The following is a 16,217-nucleotide window of genomic DNA, read 5'->3' on the forward strand; positions in this document are numbered from 1 at the left end:
TTTGCGCTAGACGCGTTTGGCGACCTTCAGGTCTTCCCAGGCTGTTGCCTCATCGGGTTTTGCGTCGAGCATCCGCGTCAGCGTTTCGCGGTGGCAGGCATTTTCAGACATCGAAATCACCACGGTCGCGACCGCGTTACTGGCCAGGCTGGTCAGGGCCCGCGCTTCAGACATGAAGCGGTCAACGCCGATCAGCAACGCCAGGCCGGCCAACGGGATGTCGTGAATGACCGTCAGGGTCGAAGCCAGTGCCACGAACCCGCTGCCGGTCACGCCGGCCGCGCCTTTGGAGGACAGCAGCATGATCGCCAGCATGGTGATGATTTGCGTAAAGCTCAGGTCAATGTTGCAGGCCTGGGCAATGAAAATCGCCGCCAATGACAGGTAGATGGCCGTGCCGTCCAAGTTGAACGAGTAGCCTGTGGGCAGTACCAGGCCCACGACGCCTTTTTTGCAACCCAGTGCTTCGAGTTTCTCCAACATGCGCGGCATGACGGGTTCCGTGGAAGAGGTGCCGAGTACCACCAGAAACTCTTCGCGCAAGTAGCGCAGCAGTTTCCACAGGCTGAAACCGTTGGCCCGGCAAATACTGCCCAATACGACGAACACGAAGAAGCCGCAGGCGATGTACAAGGTCATGATCAGTTTCGCCAGCGAACCCAGCGAAGTGATGCCGTACTGGCCGACGGTGAACGCCAAGGCGCCAAAGGCGCCGATCGGAGCAAAACGCATCAGGTAAGCGAAGATCTTGAACACCATCTGCGAAGCCGATTCGAGCACGTCGAGTACTGGCTTGCCACGCTCGCCCAGGGATGACAGGGCGAAGCCGGACAACACCGCGATAAACAGCACCGGCAGCACTTCCCCTTTACTGAAGGCACCGATAAAAGTGTCCGGGATGATGTGCATGAAAAACTCCACAACCCCAAGCTTCGCAGCCGACTCCGTGTACTGGGCCAGGCCCTTGGTGCTCAGTTGGCTGGGATCGATGTTCATGCCGGCACCCGGCTGGAACACGTACACCGCCACCAGGCCGATCACCAGGCTGATCACCGTGAGGCCGAAAAACAGCAGCATGGTTTTGCTGAGCAGGCGGCCGAGCGAGCGTTTGTCGCTCATCCCGGCGATGCCGGTGACGATGGTGCAGAACACCACGGGAGCAATCATCATTTTGATGAGCTTGATGAACGCATCACCCAGTGGTTTGAGCGCGATGGCCTGCTGAGCCCAGAAATACCCAACCATGATGCCCAGCACCACGGCGCAGAGAATCTGGAAGTAGAGCGATTTAACAACTTTCATGGCATCACCCATTTTTAGAATTGTGCGGATGCAAAAGCGCCAACGACCACCGGAATTACCCGGCCAGGCGTTGAGCGTTTGTGGCGTAGACATAACCAGAGAAAAGCCTGCGCGCAGTGCGTACGACGGACGCTTGAATTGTCTCATCGTTGACGCCGGTGTAGGACAATACGACATCAATCCCGCCGCTCGGATGTTCGATACGCACCGCTTCAAGGCGCGGCGTACTGATCCCGCCGAGCATCTGCGCGACGATGCTGCCCTCTATCACGCATGCGGTGGCCAACCCAATCGAGCCGGTAATGGCCAGGGCGCGGTGGCAGTTATGTGGCATGAAATAGCGAACCTGGATCGTACCGCCGGCTTTGGCGGGCGAAACCAGCACCGGCTTAGGAATCACTTTGTCGCTGACATCACCCAGGCCCATGGCCAGGCCTGCCTTAAGCCGCAATGACTCAAGGCGCCGCAGGAAGTCTTTATCGGCGTCCAGTGCTGCCGGGCTTTCATCGCCACGCTTGCCCAGTTGACTGGCCTCGATCAGCACCATGGGCATGGCCATATCGATGCAGGTCACTGCAATGCCGTCGATCACGTCTTGCCTATTGCCGGTAGGGAAAAGCTTGCCGGTCTTGCTGCCAGCCGCATCGAGGAACGTCAGTTGCACCGGCGCTGCCGTACCCGGCACACCATCGATGGCGGTGTCGCCCTCGTAACTGACCTTGGCATCCGGTGTGTACACGTCGGCGTTGATAAAAGTCCCTGTGTTTACGTTGCGAATGCGCACACGGGTGCGACCCGGTGTGCCTTTGACCAGGCCCTGTTCGATGGCGAACGGGCCGACGGCGCACAGCATGTTGCCGCAGTTGGGCGCGCTGTCGACCCGGCGTTGCGAAACCATCACTTGAACGAACAGGTAGTCAACGTCTGCGTCCGGGTGCAGCGAAGGGCTGACAATCGCTACCTTGCTGGTTTGCGGGCTGCCACCGCCGATTCCGTCGATCTCCAGCTCGTGGCCGGAGCCCATCAGGTTGAGCAGCAGTTCGTCACGGGCCTCAATGGCTGCCGGTAAGTCCCAGTCGAGAAAAACCGGGCCTTTAGAGGTGCCACCGCGCATAAGCACACAGGGAATTCTTTGCATGATACGGACTCTTGTTAATCAATCGACGCAATTGATGTTCTTGGGGCAAGAGTCTCAAGCTTTAAAAAATCTATCAAATGCAAAGATTGAAGAGATTATTGCGTTTTGCGAATGATAAATTTACGCTGGGTTTTCTTCTGGTGCCTTCTGCTGATGAGATAAGACATGGACTATGAGCTGAACGACATTCGATCTTTCGTTAAAATTGCCGAACTTGGCAGTTTTCACGAAGCAGCTGATGCCTTGCATCTGTCTCAACCTGCACTCAGTCGGCGGATAAAAAAACTGGAGGAGGGGTTGGGCACCTCTTTACTGGATCGCACCACACGCAAGGTCAGCCTCACGAGCGTCGGCCGCGACTTTCTTCCAAAGGCGCGTCGGTTGCTGGATGACTTCGATGAGTCGATTCTCAATATCCGTGAACTGGCCGAGCGCCAGATTGGCCGGGTAACCCTGGCGTGTATCCCAACTGCCGCATTCTATTTCTTGCCTTCAGTCATTCGGCTGTACAACGAGCGCTACCCAAAAATCCGCATCCGTCTGCTGGATTTGAGTGCCAATGAGGGGCTTGAAGCGGTACTGCGGGGGGAAGCCGACTTCGGTATCAACATGATGAGTGGGCAGCATCCGGACATTGAGTTCGTGCCATTGGTCAGCGAACCTTTTGTACTGGCGTGCCGGCGCGATCATGAATTGGCTGGGCGCAGTGCGGTCACCTGGTCTGAATTGAGCGATTACCGTCTTATTGGGGTAGGGCGCCTGAGCGGGAACCGCATGCTGCTCGATCACGCCCTTTCTGGGTTGAGTTGGCGGCCGCAATGGTTCTACGAAGTGCAGCATCTCTCCACTTCTCTGGGCCTGGTGGAGGCCGGTCTGGGGGTTTCGGCGATGCCGAGCCTGTCCATGCCGGCGGAAGATCATCCCACCTTGGTCAGCGTCCCGTTGATCGAACCGGTTGTGAACCGCTCTTTGGGCTTGGTCTACCGCCGCGGATCATCACTTTCGCCAGCGGCGGAAAAATTCGTCTCGATATTGCTTGAGCAATGGCCGCAATAGGCAGTGAACGGCTGAGTTTGGCCGATTGCTGCCCCTCATCACGGGCAGCAATCGGCCAAAAGCGGTCGCTTCCCTCGCTAGAGCCAACGTCTGACCTGGCTGCAGTATCGCGTGAATTCTTTCCCGAAAAGGCTGGTAAGGGCCCGCTCCTCCGGCCCGATCTGGAAGATGTTCATATACATCACGAAGCCCAGTACGCCTAGGAGTGCCGGTGGCCAGGCGAGCAAGATTGACCAGGCTATCAGGACTGTGGCGAAGCCTAAGTACATGGGGTTGCGTGTATATCTGTAGACGCCCGAGCTGACCAGAGCCGAAGCCGTTTCCGGCTTCAGAGGGTTGACCGTGGTACGGGCCCTGCGGAAGGACAGCACGCCGGCTAGACAAATAGCTAAGCCTGCTAGCAACACCACCAGCGCCAGGCTAGTGCGCCACTCGATCGTCAGCTGCATGGCGCCCGGTAAGTATCGAGCAGCGCACCACATCAATAAGCCGAACAGGGTAGCAACCAGCGGCGGAGGGATGCGGTTGTCCATCATGAATTCCTATTAGATACGGGCGTGCTACTAGAGTGAGGATTGTAGCCACTATAGGGTCAAGCACCAGGAGCACGATGGAGACTGCGGGGCAGGTAGCCCGTATCACCGAGATCAAGGCCGTGATCATCCGCTACTACAATCAGTGAATCGCTGCGGATAGTGAGCGACCGCCTCTGGCCGACAGACGTCTATCATGACAGGCAGAAACCGCTAGTTAGGAGCCATTTGGTGTGGCGTGTAAGAATTTACCGCCTTTAGCTTCAACTGCCGAGCGAACTGCCGCGGCATCTGATGTCGAGCCGATAAATGCAAGTTGCAACTTAGGGAGCATGCTTGATGTGTTACTTAAGGCTGCAATAGCTGAGTTGGCTGCAAAAGAACTATTGGTTCCTGAGATGGCGACACGAACATCAGCTTTGCTTGCAGGGGCAATTATTTGGTGGATGCTTGAAACAATTGGAGATTCTAAACCTGCACTTCCGATAAGCGCGGATGCCATAGCTCCGGAAATGCCGTTATCCGCTGCGGGAACCCAAACTAAATTGAATTTTTGTTGCTCAAATAAAATTGCCGCAGATTGTGCAGCTTGCTGTGGCGATTGGCTCCCAGTTGTAGCGCATCCTACTAGTGCAAATAACAAAATTGTGAATGCTGCGAAAAGTTTCATAATTGCTCCTGGATATTTATTAGGCGACGGTTCTGTCGAGAATCACTGAGTGTATGTTGTATAACTTTCCATCGCCATACATAACCTCTTGATCATCATAAAAGGTGATTTTGTAAGCGCGACAGTGATGGGTATATCATTGCTGATGCATTAGCAGACTGCCCACCGTCTGCTTTGGGCCCAGCCCACACGTCGCGCCAAGCCTTAGCTGTCGCCTTACTCCTGAGTTATGCGACGACTCATTCAGGCCTGATGGCAAAGGCATTTCGATGTCGCGTTAGTGCGGATTCGCTGGGCCGTTTGCTTTCCGTCGTGAGAGGCAGGAATCGGCCGATTCTGTTGAAAAAGTCGGCTATGGTTTCCACGGCAGAAAAGTACGCGCTTGAGATTGAAATCTTTACTTTGAGTAGAGGGATCTCGGGCTCGGATTTCGCGTAGCAGCGCGCAAGAAAGGCGTTTTCAGCGGTCAATATTACGGCAGGCTGGAAGAACCGACTTTTTCAACAGAATCTGACGATTAGTGCCGTTCGCGATTGACAGCTTTTGGCTGATTGCTGCCTGCCGTGGACGACCGTTTAACCCCAAGCCCGACTGGATTGCAAACGGCTTCCTGCAACCATCAAGTCCAGATTCTGCACCGCCGCTCCAGCGGCTCCCTTCCCAAGATTGTCAAACACCGCAGCCAACAAAACCTGACCCGTCTCATCATTTTCACACACCACCAAGCGCAAACTGTCCGTCCCGTTAAGCGCTTGAGGATCAAGGTGCGTCAACTCTTTAGACTCTTGCATCGACATCACCTGTACATGCTCCGCACCGATGTAGTGCTGCATAAGGCACGCATGCAACCGCAGCGCATCCACGCCCGGCGCCAACAACCGAAGTTGCAACGGTATGGTCAGCACGATCCCCTGACGAAAAGCCCCATAGGCCGGCACAAACATCGGCCGTTCCGTCAGACCGCTTTGCTGCTGAATTTCCGGAATATGTTTGTGTGCCAGCCCCAGGCCATAAACCTGAAACGACGGCGCCTGTGATGCGCCTTCTCCCTCATGCTCTTGCACGCCGACGCGGCCTTTTCCGGAATAGCCCGACACCGCATGAATGTTCGTCGGGAAGTCCCTGGGCAGCAACCCGGCCTCCAGCAATGGGCGCAGCAACCCTATCGCTCCCGTGGGATAGCAACCGGGGTTGCTGACCCGCCGCGCTAGGGCGATGTGCTGGGCCTGCTGTGAGTTCATCTCCGCAAAACCATAGGTCCAGTCTGGATGAGTGCGGTGCGCCGAACTCGCATCGATCACCCGAACGGCGGGGTTTTCGATGCTCGCTACGGCGTCGCGTGCGGCTTGGTCGGGCAAGCAGAGAATCGCGATGTCGCAGGCGTTGATGATTTCGGCGCGACGTTGCGGGTCCTTGCGGTGTTCGGGGCTGAGCGTGATGAGCCGCAGATCGGTCCGGTCGCGTAGACGTTGATGGATTTGCAACCCGGTGGTGCCTTGGTCGCCGTCGATGAATACAAGGGGGCTTGCCATGGAATGCTCTCGGACATAGGAAATCAGGAGTTCCAATCTTCAGCGCGGGGTTAAGATAGGAAAAGTTGAATTTCCAAACGACGAAATTCAGTTTTTCTGAAGGATGAGTGATCATGCGCGAAATCAGCCTGGACCGTCTGCGCACGTTGGTGGCCATTGCCGACCTGGGTTCGTTTGCCGAGGCGGCCCGTGCGTTACACCTGGCGCCCCCCACGGTGAGTTTGCATATCGCCGACCTGGAGTCGCGGGTTGGCGGCAAGCTGTTGTCGCGCACGCGTGGGCGCGTGCAGCCTACGGCGATAGGAGGAACCCTGGTGGACCGCGCGCGGCGGCTGTTGGCGGATGCCGAGCAGGCGCTTGAGGACGTGGAGCGTCAGGTGCAGGGCCTGGCCGGGCGTGTGCGGCTGGGTGCCTCCACAGGGGCTATCGCGCAATTGTTGCCGCAAGCGTTGGAGACCTTGAGCCAACGCCATCCCGCTATTGATGTGCAGGTCGCGGTCCTCACGTCGCAGGAAACCTTGAAGAAGCTTGCCGAGGGCTCTTTGGAGATCGGTCTGGTCGCGCTGCCACAGACCCCGGTGAAGGCATTGCGGATCGAACCATGGCGGCGGGACCCGGTCATGGCTTTCTTGCCGGCACGCTGGGAATGCCCGGATGTTGTGAGCCCCGGTTGGCTGGCCGCTCAGCCATTGATTCTGAATGACAACACTACTCGGCTTTCGCGCTTGACCTCGGAGTGGTTCGCCAGTGATGGACGCCAGCCCACGCCGCGTATTCAACTGAACTACAACGATGCGATCAAAAGCCTGGTGGCGGCCGGTTACGGTGCGACGTTGCTGCCCCATGAAGCCTCCACGCCATTGCCCGATACCCGGATCGTCATGCGGCCATTACAGCCTTTACTGTGGCGTCAACTGGGTATTGCCCACCGTGGTGGGGACGTCGAGCGGCCGACGCAGCATGTGCTGGATGTGTTGTGGGGGTTGAGTGCGGGCTAGGGCGATGTTGTCAGAGAAAGGAGCGCTTTCGAGCTATCGCTGACGTTGGCGACAGTCAGCCCGGCCTCTATTTCTCGCGCCTGTCAGAAACCGGAGGTGACTAACCGTTCATCGGGATTGGGTGATGTCATGACGACATCATCCAAATATATCTGTACAAGAGTTGTACAGGAATAAATTCTTGTACAAGTATCGCTGGCCAGGAAACAACGCCGCTACTCGTTGCCGATGAACAAAAGAATACCTGCGCAGGATGCGGACCAGGGGCGAATACATACCCTTGCAGGTGTCCCTTAATTGCTCCTCTCATTACGCAGGTACATCATGCCATCGCACACTCTCCGGTTCTCTACACGCACCAGTCTCTATGCCGGCTATGCCAGCCTGGTCGCGTTTATGTTGCTGATCGCCGCGATCTCGCTGTACGCCCTGGCTAACAGCAATAAGGATTTTTTTCTCTACGTTAATGGCGTTGATGCACGTACCCGCCTGGCCAACACACTGAACGACGCCGCCGCCCAGCGCGCGATTGCCCTGCGTAACATCGCCTTGAACAGCAATCTCACCGCGAGAGGACAGCAGCGGGGCGCGATTGCCCTTAACGAACAAACGGTGGCCAGCAGCCTCGCCGCGCTACGCCAGGCAATTGATAGCCATGATGATGTGTCGCCCAGATCACGTGAGCTGTTCTCAACCATCGAGCAGGTCGAGAGCCGCTACAAACCGGTAGCGCACACCATTGCCGAACACCTGTTCAAGGGTGAAAACGATGAGGCCATGCGCATGGTCAGCGAGCAGTGCACACCATTGCTGGCCGAGCTGACCCGGGCAATTGGCGAATACCTGCGCTACACCAACCAGAAGGCAGACCTGCAGGTCAGCGAAAATGACGCAAACTATCTGTCACAACGCAACCTGCTGCTCGCCATTACGGCGCTGGCCGTCTTGCTAGCTGCGGTACTGGGCTACGTCATCAGCCGCAACCTGCTGCGCGCGCTGGGTGCCGAACCGAGTGAACTCAACCAGCTCGCCCAACGGGTTGCCCAGGGCGATTTGCGCGCTAGCGAGCGCACGATTGAGCCACCACAAGCCAGCATCATGGCCGCCTTGCTGAGCATGCAGGAGAACCTGCGGGACATGACCAAGGGCATAAACCTGTCCTCACAGACCGTGGCCGAATCCAGCCAGGAGCTTAGCCAGTCGAGCCTGAGAAACGCCGAAAGCGTGGCCGTGGCACAGTGCGAGGTCGAGCAGATCGTCACCGCCGTTCACCAAATGGCCGCCACCGTGCAGGATGTCGCGCGCAATGCCGAATCCGCCGCCAGTGCCGCCAGCCAGGCCGATAGCGCGGCCCTGTACAGCCAGCAGAAGGCCAAAGATGCCGTGAACATGATCGGCGAACTGGCCGAGACAATCGAACAGTCCAATATGGCCATGGGTCGGCTGAAGAATGAAACCGGCAATATCGGCGGCGTGCTTGAAGTGATCAAGTCGGTGGCCGACCAGACCAACCTGCTGGCGCTCAACGCTGCCATCGAGGCTGCCCGTGCTGGCGAGGCCGGACGCGGCTTCGCGGTAGTCGCCGACGAGGTGCGCAGCCTGGCACAGCGTACCCAGAAGGCCACCTCAGAGATTGAGGGGCTGATCGCCAGTCTGCAGAAAATTGCCGATGAGACCTCGCAGCATATGCAACGCTGCAAGCACTCCAGTGCGCAGTCGGTGTCCGGCGTTTCCGAGGCCGGTGACGCGGTAAGCACGATCGTCACCATGATCGAGCGGATCAACGGCATGAACCACCAAATCGCCGCTGCCGCCGAGCAGCAGAGTACCGTTGCCGAGCAGATCAGCCGGGGCATCGTGACCGTCAGCCAAAGCGCCGAGCAATCCGCTGCAGCCTTCCGCAGCGCTCAGCAGGAGAGCGAAGGATTGGCACGCACCAGCGTGACATTGCGAGAGAACATCTCGCGCTTTCAGCTCTAGGGGCTGTTGCCGTTTCATCGCGAGCCGCGTTGCTGCGAGAAATGGCTCCCTAGCAATGATCATTGAGTTGCACTCTGAAAGCTGGCCCACATCCAACTCATCATTGGGAACCCAGCTTACTGCCCAGTTCAGACTGAGCGTTCAACCCGTTGCGGATATATGGGCTCGCAACGGTGGCTGCGAGTGCATAGGCGTCGTAAACATCGCGGGCGATGGGGCCCCCGCACGCCCAGGCGTGGCGCGAGTGGAACGACGCTCATCACTCGGAATATTTCTGATCCGAAGAGCGTCTTCAAGGACCTCCTTAAAAATCGGTGCTGCAATAGCTCCCCCGAAATAGCCTCCGGCAGTGGGTTCATCTACGATTACGGCCATTATGAATTCCGGCGCGTTGGCCGGAGCGATACCTACGAACATGGCTCTATATTTATTGTTTTGATATCCGCCGCTGGATGCCTTGCGTGACGTGCCGCTTTTGCCTGCAACTGTGTAACCGTCGATGGCTGCGCGCTTTCCACCTGCTCCAGGGCCATCCACGGCCTGCACCATCATGCTCAGAACACTGTTGGCGACCTCCGGACTTATGACGTTGCGTGCCGGCTTTGCCTCGCCTTTGATTATTGATAGTGGAACTAGATTCCCGTCATTCGCAAAGACGGTATAGGCCTGAGCCAGTTGTGCCAAGTTGACAGACAAGCTGTATCCGTATGAGAGACTCGCTGTAGCAATGTCGGACCACACCCGGTTGACTGGAACCGTCCCGACGCTTTCCCCGGGGAAGTAGATAGCTGTGTTGATTCCGAATCCCAACTCAGTAAGCAATTGCGAGATGACTGCGCCACCTGTCGGAATCGCGACCTTGCTCATGCCTACATTTGAAGAGCGGCGGATAATTCCCGCCAAATCCAACTGGCTGTCTCTGCCTACATCCCTGATGGTATATCCATTTATCTTTACGAATCCTGGTGCTATTTGAATAATGGCGTCTTTGTCAATTATTTTGGCCGTTAGAACGGCTGCCATACTGAATGGTTTTATCACTGAGCCGGGCTCATACACATCAGTGAAAACGCGATTTCGAATAAGCTCCGCGTTGAAGCTTTTGCGTGCATTGGGATTGAAGGAGGGCATTGTAGAGAGTGCCAATATCTCACCTGTTTTAGCGTGTATAAGGATCGCACTTGCAGACTTGGCTGCATTTTTTATGAGGGCTTTCAGTAGTGCTTTTTCAACGTAATGTTGAAGTGTGGAGTCAATCGTCAAATGCAGATTGTCTCCCGGAGTAAAGGGTTTGTGCACAACGATTTCACGAGTGGCTCGCTTGTGTAGGTTTAACGTGTGCTCTTCTATGCCAGGCAGGCCGGAAAGTTTATGGTTATACATTAACTCGATACCTTCAATACCTTTCTGGTCAATATTGGTGAAGCCTATTGACTGAGCAAGCATCGAGGATTGAGGGTAGTATCTCTTGTATTCCTGGCGTTCATAAACGCCAGGAATAGATAGTTCCATTATCGTGTTCGCCAGCTGGGGATCAATCCTTCTGGCCAAATAGGCAAAGGATTTGTTTTGAGTGTTTAGTGTTAGGTTTTTTGTTAGTGATTCATTGATGTCAAGATGTTCTTTGAGTAAGGCTGCTTGCTGATTTGTTGGGTCAAACTGTTTAGGGTTTACCCACAAGGTGCTCACCGGTGTGGAAACTGCCAGCGGCTGACTGAATCTGTCGAATATAGTCCCGCGAACGGGGATCGTTTCAATCATTCGCGTTGTTCGTTTGCGGCCTTCGCTGGCCAGGAATTCATGGGAGAAAATCATCAGGTAAGTTACTTTGGCCGCAAGAACCATTGATAGTGTATAAAAAACAGCTAAGACAATGGCGAATCTTGGGTTTGTCGCTAGGGGCTTCACACGGCACATCCTGTTGTATACGTTCAAAACAAGGCCAGCCTAACTAAATTATTCGTGCTTCGCTCTGTAATATTAAGAAATGTCTTTCCTCGATCTATTCGCCTCTAGCGAATTGGATGGTCGATTCTAGTTTTGAATGTTGGCAATACAGATAATTTTTTATCTTTACAACGAGCTTTCTCGTTATTAAATGGGGAAATAATAATGGCGACTGAAATGCAGACGCTTTAAGCGAATCGGGGACCCGGCTACGTGACGAGGTCATACCGGTTTGGCAGCATGCTGCTGGTTGAATTGCTCTGGGCCAAAAGCTGCCTTTGACGCACGCAGTCTGACGGCTTGCTCGTGAAAATTTTACGCAAAATTTACGGAGCTTCCAGGTTCGGCATCGAATACTGCGCGGTGATAATTTGGAACGCTCCTCATGTCCCTCGCAGCAATTCGGCTTATTGGATTTATCTTAGGCATTTTTCTGGTCACGCTGGCCATAAGCATGGTTATCCCCATGATCACGCTGGTGGTCTACGAGCGTAACGACGATCTGGCGGCATTTCTCTGGTCAAGTCTGATTACCCTCATCTGTGGCCTCCTGTTGGTTGTCCGGGGGCGTCCGGATGCTGGTCAGCTTCGCCCGAGAGATATGTACCTGCTGACGACGGGCAGTTGGGTGGTGGTGTGCACCTTCGCAGCGTTGCCAATGCTGTTCATCACTCACATCAGTTACACCGACGCGTTTTTTGAAACGATGTCTGGCATCACAACCACCGGCTCGACGGTACTCAGCGGCCTGGACACCTCATCTCCCGGCTTGTTGATCTGGCGCTCCATGCTGCATTGGTTGGGAGGCATAGGATTTATTGGCATGGCCGTGGCGATCCTTCCACTGTTACGAGTGGGTGGCATGCGGCTGTTCCAGACAGAGTCCTCAGACTGGTCAGAGAAAATAACGCCGCGTTCCCATGTGGGCGCCAAGTACATCCTGCTGCTCTATTGCGGGCTTACTGGCATCGGAGCCCTGGCGCTCTGGTTCGCTGGAATGACGCCATTTGACGCGATCAACCACGCAATGTCGTTGATCTCTACCGGGGGGTTCTCAACCTCCGATGCCTCACTTGGGCACTGGACACAACCAACGATTCACTGGGTGGCAGTGGCCATCATGATTCTGGGCAGTATGCCGTTCACCTTGTACGTCGCCACATTGCGGGGTAATCGGCGTGCGCTGATCAAGGATCACCAGGTACGCGGATTTATTGGATTCTTGCTTGTCACATCGCTGGCTGTGAGCACCTGGCTGCATTTTCACAGCGATTACGAGTGGTGGGATGCGTTTCGTATCGTGGCAGTCAACGTGACCTCAATCGTCACGACCACGGGTGTTGCTGTTGGCGACTACACCTTGTGGGGCAGCTTCGCGGTCTTGCTGTTTTTCTATTTGACGTTCGTGGGTGGTTGTTCCGGCTCCACTGCCGGCGGGCTTAAAATCTTCCGTTTTCAGGTGGCTGCCGCTCTACTGGTCAGTAGCTTGAAGCAGTTGATTCACCCCCGAGCCGTGATTCAGAAAAAATACAACGGCCATCCCATCGACGAAGAGATCGTGCGCTCGCTATTGACCTTCTCGTTTTTCTTCACCATCACCATTGCCGTCATCGCCTTGGGCCTGGCGCTCATCGGGCTTGATTGGACAACCGCGTTGAGCGGTGCCGCTACTGCGGTGTGTAACGTCGGGCCGGGGCTTGGCACAATCATTGGCCCGGCCGGTAACTTCTCATCATTACCGGATGCCGCAAAATGGCTACTGACCGTTGGCATGCTTCTGGGAAGGTTGGAAATCCTGACGGTGTTAGTACTCGTAACTCCGGTTTTCTGGAGATATTGACCCCGATTGTCGAGGGCCGAGACTAGCCCACCTCGAAGTCCGCAACCCGCGCCCGTTTATAAAAAGTGGCAGCACATCCCATGAGCGCACTTCTGATCTAAGGCGCTACGGAACACGTATCAAGACGTGTCGCCCCCCAAGCAGTCGTGCGCCGCATGATGCCCGGCCTAGTGCGGATTATCGCCCCACGCAAAGCCGACCATACCTCCAAGGTATCCCGTCAGACCTTATCCATATTGGACGGTTGCGGCATCACGCCTCAGCCTGAGGCCAATAACGATAAAGAGGCGCACCATGACCGTGCTATTGAGTGAGCGCAGCCAGATTTTCCAGGGCGCCGATGCCTATGCCGTGTCGGACTATGTCAACCAGCATGTGGGCAGCCACTGTATCCGCCTGCCGCCCAAGGGCCGGCCCATGGCGAGTATCAGTCACCGGACCTTTTCCAGCCTGGACTTGTGCCGTATCAGCTATGGCGCGCCGGTCAGGGTCACGTCGGTGGCGCTGGAAACCATTTATCACTTGCAGATCCTGCTGACAGGCCACTGCCGCTCCAACTCCCGGGGCGGGGAGCAGGTCTTCGGGCCAGGAGAGATCTTGCTGATCAACCCGGATGACCCGGTGGACCTGACCTATTCCGCCGACTGCGAGAAATTCATCATCAAGTTACCGGTGCGTCTGTTGGAAAACGCTTGCCTGGCGCAGCACTGGACGCTGCCGCAACCGGGTATTCGCTTTGCGGATGCACGCCGGGCGCTGAGTGAGATGGACGGTTTTCTGCAGTTACTGGGGCTGATCTGCCATGAGGCGGAAAACGCCGCCGAACCTGAGGTACAGGGCCTGTATGAGCGGATTGTGGCCAATAAGCTGCTGGCGCTGCTGGCCAGCAATGTGCTGCGGGTGGTTCCCCAGGCGGCGCAAGGCGGCGGTTTTGAGGCCGTGCGCGAGTTTATCGAGGGACATCTGGGCGAGGATATCAGCATCGAGCAACTGATGGCGGTGGCCAAGGTCAGTGAGCGTTCGCTGTATAGCCTGTTCGAACGCCAGGTGGGTCTGTCGCCCCGTGATTATGTGCGCCAGCGCAAGCTGGAGCGGGTGCATGCGCGTTTACAACTGACTACCGCGCGCAGTGTGACGGAGGTGGCACTGGACCATGGCTTTATGCACCTGGGGCGCTTCTCCGAGGCCTATCGCAAACGCTTCGGTGAGCTGCCTTCGCAGACCTGGAAGCGCCATCGCTAAGCGGCTTGCGCCAGCCGGATACTGATTTGCAGGAAGCGGATATTGAGGAACAGGACGAACACGTACGGTGAGGGCGCCTGATACAAGAACAACGGAGGGCCTGCCCCATGACCAGTACACTCGAGCGCCTCGCTGCACAACTGCGCGAGTCCGTTCAGGAAGATCCCGCTACCGGGGTGTTCCGCTGCCGCCGCGACATCTTTACCGACCCCGAGCTGTTTGCCCTGGAGATCAAGCACATCTTCGAAGGCGGGTGGCTGTACCTGGCCCATGAAAGCCAGGTGCCGGAAATCAATGACTACTACACCACCTGGATTGGCCGCCAGCCGGTGGTGATCACCCGCGACAAACAGGGCACCCTGCATGGCCTGGTCAACGCCTGTGCCCATCGCGGCGCCATGTTGTGCCGGCGCAAGCAGGGCAACAAGGGCTCATTCACCTGCCCATTCCACGGCTGGACCTTCAGCAACGCCGGCAAGCTGCTCAAGGTCAAGGATGGCAAGACCGGGGCCTACCCGGACAGCTTCGACTGTGACGGCTCCCATGACCTCAAGCGCCTGGCGCGCTTTGAAAACTACCGCGGTTTTCTGTTCGGCAGCCTCAGCGACGCGGTGCCGGAACTGAGTGATTACCTGGGCGAGACCCGCGTCATCATCGACCAGATGGTCGACCAGGCTCCCCAGGGCCTGGAGGTGCTGCGCGGCAGTTCATCCTATGTCTACGACGGCAACTGGAAGCTGCAGATCGAGAACGGTGCCGACGGTTACCACGTCAGTTCCGTGCACTGGAACTACTCGGCGACCATGGGCCGGCGCAATTACGAGGCCGAAGGCACGCGCACGGTCGATGCCAATGGCTGGTCGAAAAGCCTGGGCGGGGTCTACGCCTTCGATCACGGGCATATCCTGCTGTGGACGCGCCTGCTCAACCCTGAGGTGCGTCCGGTGCATGCCCATCGCGAAGCATTGGCCGAGCGCCTGGGCCAGGCGCGTGCGGACTTTATCGTCGACCAGACCCGCAACCTGTGCCTGTACCCCAATGTGTACCTGATGGACCAGTTCTCCACGCAGATCCGTGTGGTGCGGCCCCTCGCGGTGGACAAGACCGAAGTGACCATCTATTGCATGGCGCCGATCGGCGAAAGCGCCCAGGAGCGGGCGACGCGGATTCGCCAGTACGAAGACTTCTTTAACGTCAGCGGCATGGGTACCCCGGATGACCTGGAGGAGTTCCGCGCCTGCCAGACCGGCTATCAGGGGGCGACCACCCTGTGGAATGACCTGAGCCGTGGCGCCAAACAGTGGGTGGAGGGGGCCGACGACAACGCCAGGGCCATGGGCATGCACCCGCAACTGAGCGGGGTGAAGACCGAAGACGAAGGCTTGTTCGTGCGCCAGCATGCGCATTGGGCCGCCAGCCTGCAGCGCGCAATCGAGCGCGAACAGCAGGGCCTGATCGCCAGCGACCGGGAGGTGCAGCCATGAGCCTGTCCCGTGACCGCCTGCTGGATTTTCTCTACCGCGAAGCGCGTCTGCTGGATGACCGCCAGTGGGATGAATGGCTGGCGTGTTACTCGCCCAAAGTGGAGTTCTGGATGCCCGCCTGGGACGACTACGACACCCTCACCGAAGACCCGCACAGCGAAATTTCACTGATCTACTACCCCAGCCGCGATGGCCTGGAAGACCGGATCTTCCGGATCAAGACCGAGCGATCCAGCGCCAGCACGCCCGAGCCGCGCACGGTGCACCTGCTCGGCAACCTCGAAGTGCTGGCCGACGATGGCGCGCACGTAGAGCTGCGTTTCAACTGGCACACCCTCAGCCACCGCTACAAGACCACGGACAGCTATTTCGGGACGTCCTTCTATGGCCTGGATATCAGTGGCGAGCAGCCGCTGATCACGCGCAAGAAGGTGGTGCTGAAAAACGATTACATCCACCAGGTCATCGACATCTACCACATCTGAGGACACCGCC

General features: G+C 56.9%; 13 protein-coding genes. 7 read left to right on the plus strand and 6 right to left on the minus strand.

Translation table 11 applies throughout. The features are described 5' to 3' along the window. Positions 1 to 6: 6 nt before the first annotated feature. On the minus strand, positions 7 to 1,314 hold the full coding sequence (locus tag JFT44_RS10925) for a dicarboxylate/amino acid:cation symporter (protein WP_198830717.1): 1,308 nt from the start codon (positions 1,312 to 1,314) through the stop codon (positions 7 to 9). 43 nt (positions 1,315 to 1,357) lie between these two features. Beyond that, complete coding sequence (locus JFT44_RS10930) at positions 1,358 to 2,440, minus strand: 4-oxalomesaconate tautomerase (protein ID WP_128593676.1); 1,083 nt, start codon at positions 2,438 to 2,440, stop codon at positions 1,358 to 1,360. 165 nt (positions 2,441 to 2,605) lie between these two features. Between JFT44_RS10930 and JFT44_RS10935 the strand changes: the two genes are divergently transcribed. After that, entirely contained in the window at positions 2,606 to 3,496 is an 891-nt protein-coding gene (locus tag JFT44_RS10935; RefSeq protein WP_057438424.1) for a LysR family transcriptional regulator, read from the plus strand. 77 nt (positions 3,497 to 3,573) lie between these two features. Here the strand turns inward: JFT44_RS10935 and JFT44_RS10940 are convergent, their stop codons facing one another. From JFT44_RS10940 to argC, 3 genes are all read right to left on the minus strand, one after another. Continuing rightward, on the minus strand, positions 3,574 to 4,029 hold the full coding sequence (locus JFT44_RS10940) for an isoprenylcysteine carboxylmethyltransferase family protein (RefSeq protein WP_198830634.1): 456 nt from the start codon (positions 4,027 to 4,029) through the stop codon (positions 3,574 to 3,576). 217 nt (positions 4,030 to 4,246) lie between these two features. Then, the gene (locus JFT44_RS10945; RefSeq protein WP_198830635.1) at positions 4,247 to 4,699 is read right to left on the minus strand and encodes a hypothetical protein; all 453 of its coding nucleotides are present in this window, start codon (positions 4,697 to 4,699) and stop codon (positions 4,247 to 4,249) included. Between the two features lie 575 nt (positions 4,700 to 5,274). After that, positions 5,275 to 6,231 carry an N-acetyl-gamma-glutamyl-phosphate reductase gene (gene argC / locus JFT44_RS10950; protein WP_198830636.1) on the minus strand — a complete coding sequence of 319 codons (957 nt, stop codon included), beginning with the start codon at positions 6,229 to 6,231 and terminating at the stop codon, positions 5,275 to 5,277. 113 nt (positions 6,232 to 6,344) lie between these two features. Between argC and JFT44_RS10955 the strand changes: the two genes are divergently transcribed. Next, on the plus strand, positions 6,345 to 7,229 hold the full coding sequence (locus JFT44_RS10955; RefSeq protein ID WP_057438426.1) for a LysR family transcriptional regulator: 885 nt from the start codon (positions 6,345 to 6,347) through the stop codon (positions 7,227 to 7,229). 324 nt (positions 7,230 to 7,553) lie between these two features. Beyond that, positions 7,554 to 9,209, plus strand: coding sequence for a methyl-accepting chemotaxis protein (locus tag JFT44_RS10960; protein WP_198830637.1), 1,656 nt, complete (start codon positions 7,554 to 7,556; stop codon positions 9,207 to 9,209). Between the two features lie 141 nt (positions 9,210 to 9,350). Here the strand turns inward: JFT44_RS10960 and JFT44_RS10965 are convergent, their stop codons facing one another. Then, complete coding sequence (locus JFT44_RS10965; RefSeq protein ID WP_198830638.1) at positions 9,351 to 11,117, minus strand: penicillin-binding protein 2; 1,767 nt, start codon at positions 11,115 to 11,117, stop codon at positions 9,351 to 9,353. 424 nt (positions 11,118 to 11,541) lie between these two features. On the opposite strand from JFT44_RS10965, the gene JFT44_RS10970 reads away from it, so the two are divergent. The 4 genes from JFT44_RS10970 (at position 11,542) to benB (ending at position 16,207) form a co-directional block, all read left to right on the plus strand. Beyond that, positions 11,542 to 12,996: a TrkH family potassium uptake protein gene (locus JFT44_RS10970; RefSeq protein ID WP_198830639.1), complete on the plus strand. Its 1,455-nt coding sequence runs from the start codon at positions 11,542 to 11,544 to the stop codon at positions 12,994 to 12,996. Between the two features lie 294 nt (positions 12,997 to 13,290). Continuing rightward, positions 13,291 to 14,238, plus strand: coding sequence for an AraC family transcriptional regulator (locus JFT44_RS10975; RefSeq protein ID WP_057959707.1), 948 nt, complete (start codon positions 13,291 to 13,293; stop codon positions 14,236 to 14,238). A 107-nt stretch (positions 14,239 to 14,345) separates the two neighbouring features. Continuing rightward, positions 14,346 to 15,722 carry a Rieske 2Fe-2S domain-containing protein gene (locus JFT44_RS10980; RefSeq protein WP_057959706.1) on the plus strand — a complete coding sequence of 459 codons (1,377 nt, stop codon included), beginning with the start codon at positions 14,346 to 14,348 and terminating at the stop codon, positions 15,720 to 15,722. Continuing rightward, a complete protein-coding gene (benB, locus tag JFT44_RS10985; RefSeq protein ID WP_057444779.1) occupies positions 15,719 to 16,207 on the plus strand; it encodes a benzoate 1,2-dioxygenase small subunit in 489 nt (162 codons plus the stop codon). Before JFT44_RS10980 ends, benB begins: the two co-directional genes overlap by 4 nt. The last annotated feature ends 10 nt before the right edge of the window (positions 16,208 to 16,217 follow it).

It is taken from the genome of Pseudomonas sp. MF5691, assembly GCF_016405645.1.
GTDB classification, from domain to species: Bacteria; Pseudomonadota; Gammaproteobacteria; order Pseudomonadales; family Pseudomonadaceae; genus Aquipseudomonas; species Aquipseudomonas shahriarae.

What these genes read in the sequence shown, in the direction of transcription:
- JFT44_RS10925 (WP_198830717.1), bottom strand. Translation starts at nt 1,314, where the DNA reads ATGGGTGATGCCATGAAAGTTGTTAAATCGCTCTACTTCCAGATTCTC.
- JFT44_RS10930 (WP_128593676.1), bottom strand. Translation starts at nt 2,440, where the DNA reads ATGCAAAGAATTCCCTGTGTGCTTATGCGCGGTGGCACCTCTAAAGGC.
- JFT44_RS10935 (WP_057438424.1), top strand. Translation starts at nt 2,606, where the DNA reads ATGGACTATGAGCTGAACGACATTCGATCTTTCGTTAAAATTGCCGAA.
- JFT44_RS10940 (WP_198830634.1), bottom strand. Translation starts at nt 4,029, where the DNA reads ATGGACAACCGCATCCCTCCGCCGCTGGTTGCTACCCTGTTCGGCTTA.
- JFT44_RS10945 (WP_198830635.1), bottom strand. Translation starts at nt 4,699, where the DNA reads ATGAAACTTTTCGCAGCATTCACAATTTTGTTATTTGCACTAGTAGGA.
- argC (WP_198830636.1), bottom strand. Translation starts at nt 6,231, where the DNA reads ATGGCAAGCCCCCTTGTATTCATCGACGGCGACCAAGGCACCACCGGG.
- JFT44_RS10955 (WP_057438426.1), top strand. Translation starts at nt 6,345, where the DNA reads ATGCGCGAAATCAGCCTGGACCGTCTGCGCACGTTGGTGGCCATTGCC.
- JFT44_RS10960 (WP_198830637.1), top strand. Translation starts at nt 7,554, where the DNA reads ATGCCATCGCACACTCTCCGGTTCTCTACACGCACCAGTCTCTATGCC.
- JFT44_RS10970 (WP_198830639.1), top strand. Translation starts at nt 11,542, where the DNA reads ATGTCCCTCGCAGCAATTCGGCTTATTGGATTTATCTTAGGCATTTTT.
- JFT44_RS10975 (WP_057959707.1), top strand. Translation starts at nt 13,291, where the DNA reads ATGACCGTGCTATTGAGTGAGCGCAGCCAGATTTTCCAGGGCGCCGAT.
- JFT44_RS10980 (WP_057959706.1), top strand. Translation starts at nt 14,346, where the DNA reads ATGACCAGTACACTCGAGCGCCTCGCTGCACAACTGCGCGAGTCCGTT.
- benB (WP_057444779.1), top strand. Translation starts at nt 15,719, where the DNA reads ATGAGCCTGTCCCGTGACCGCCTGCTGGATTTTCTCTACCGCGAAGCG.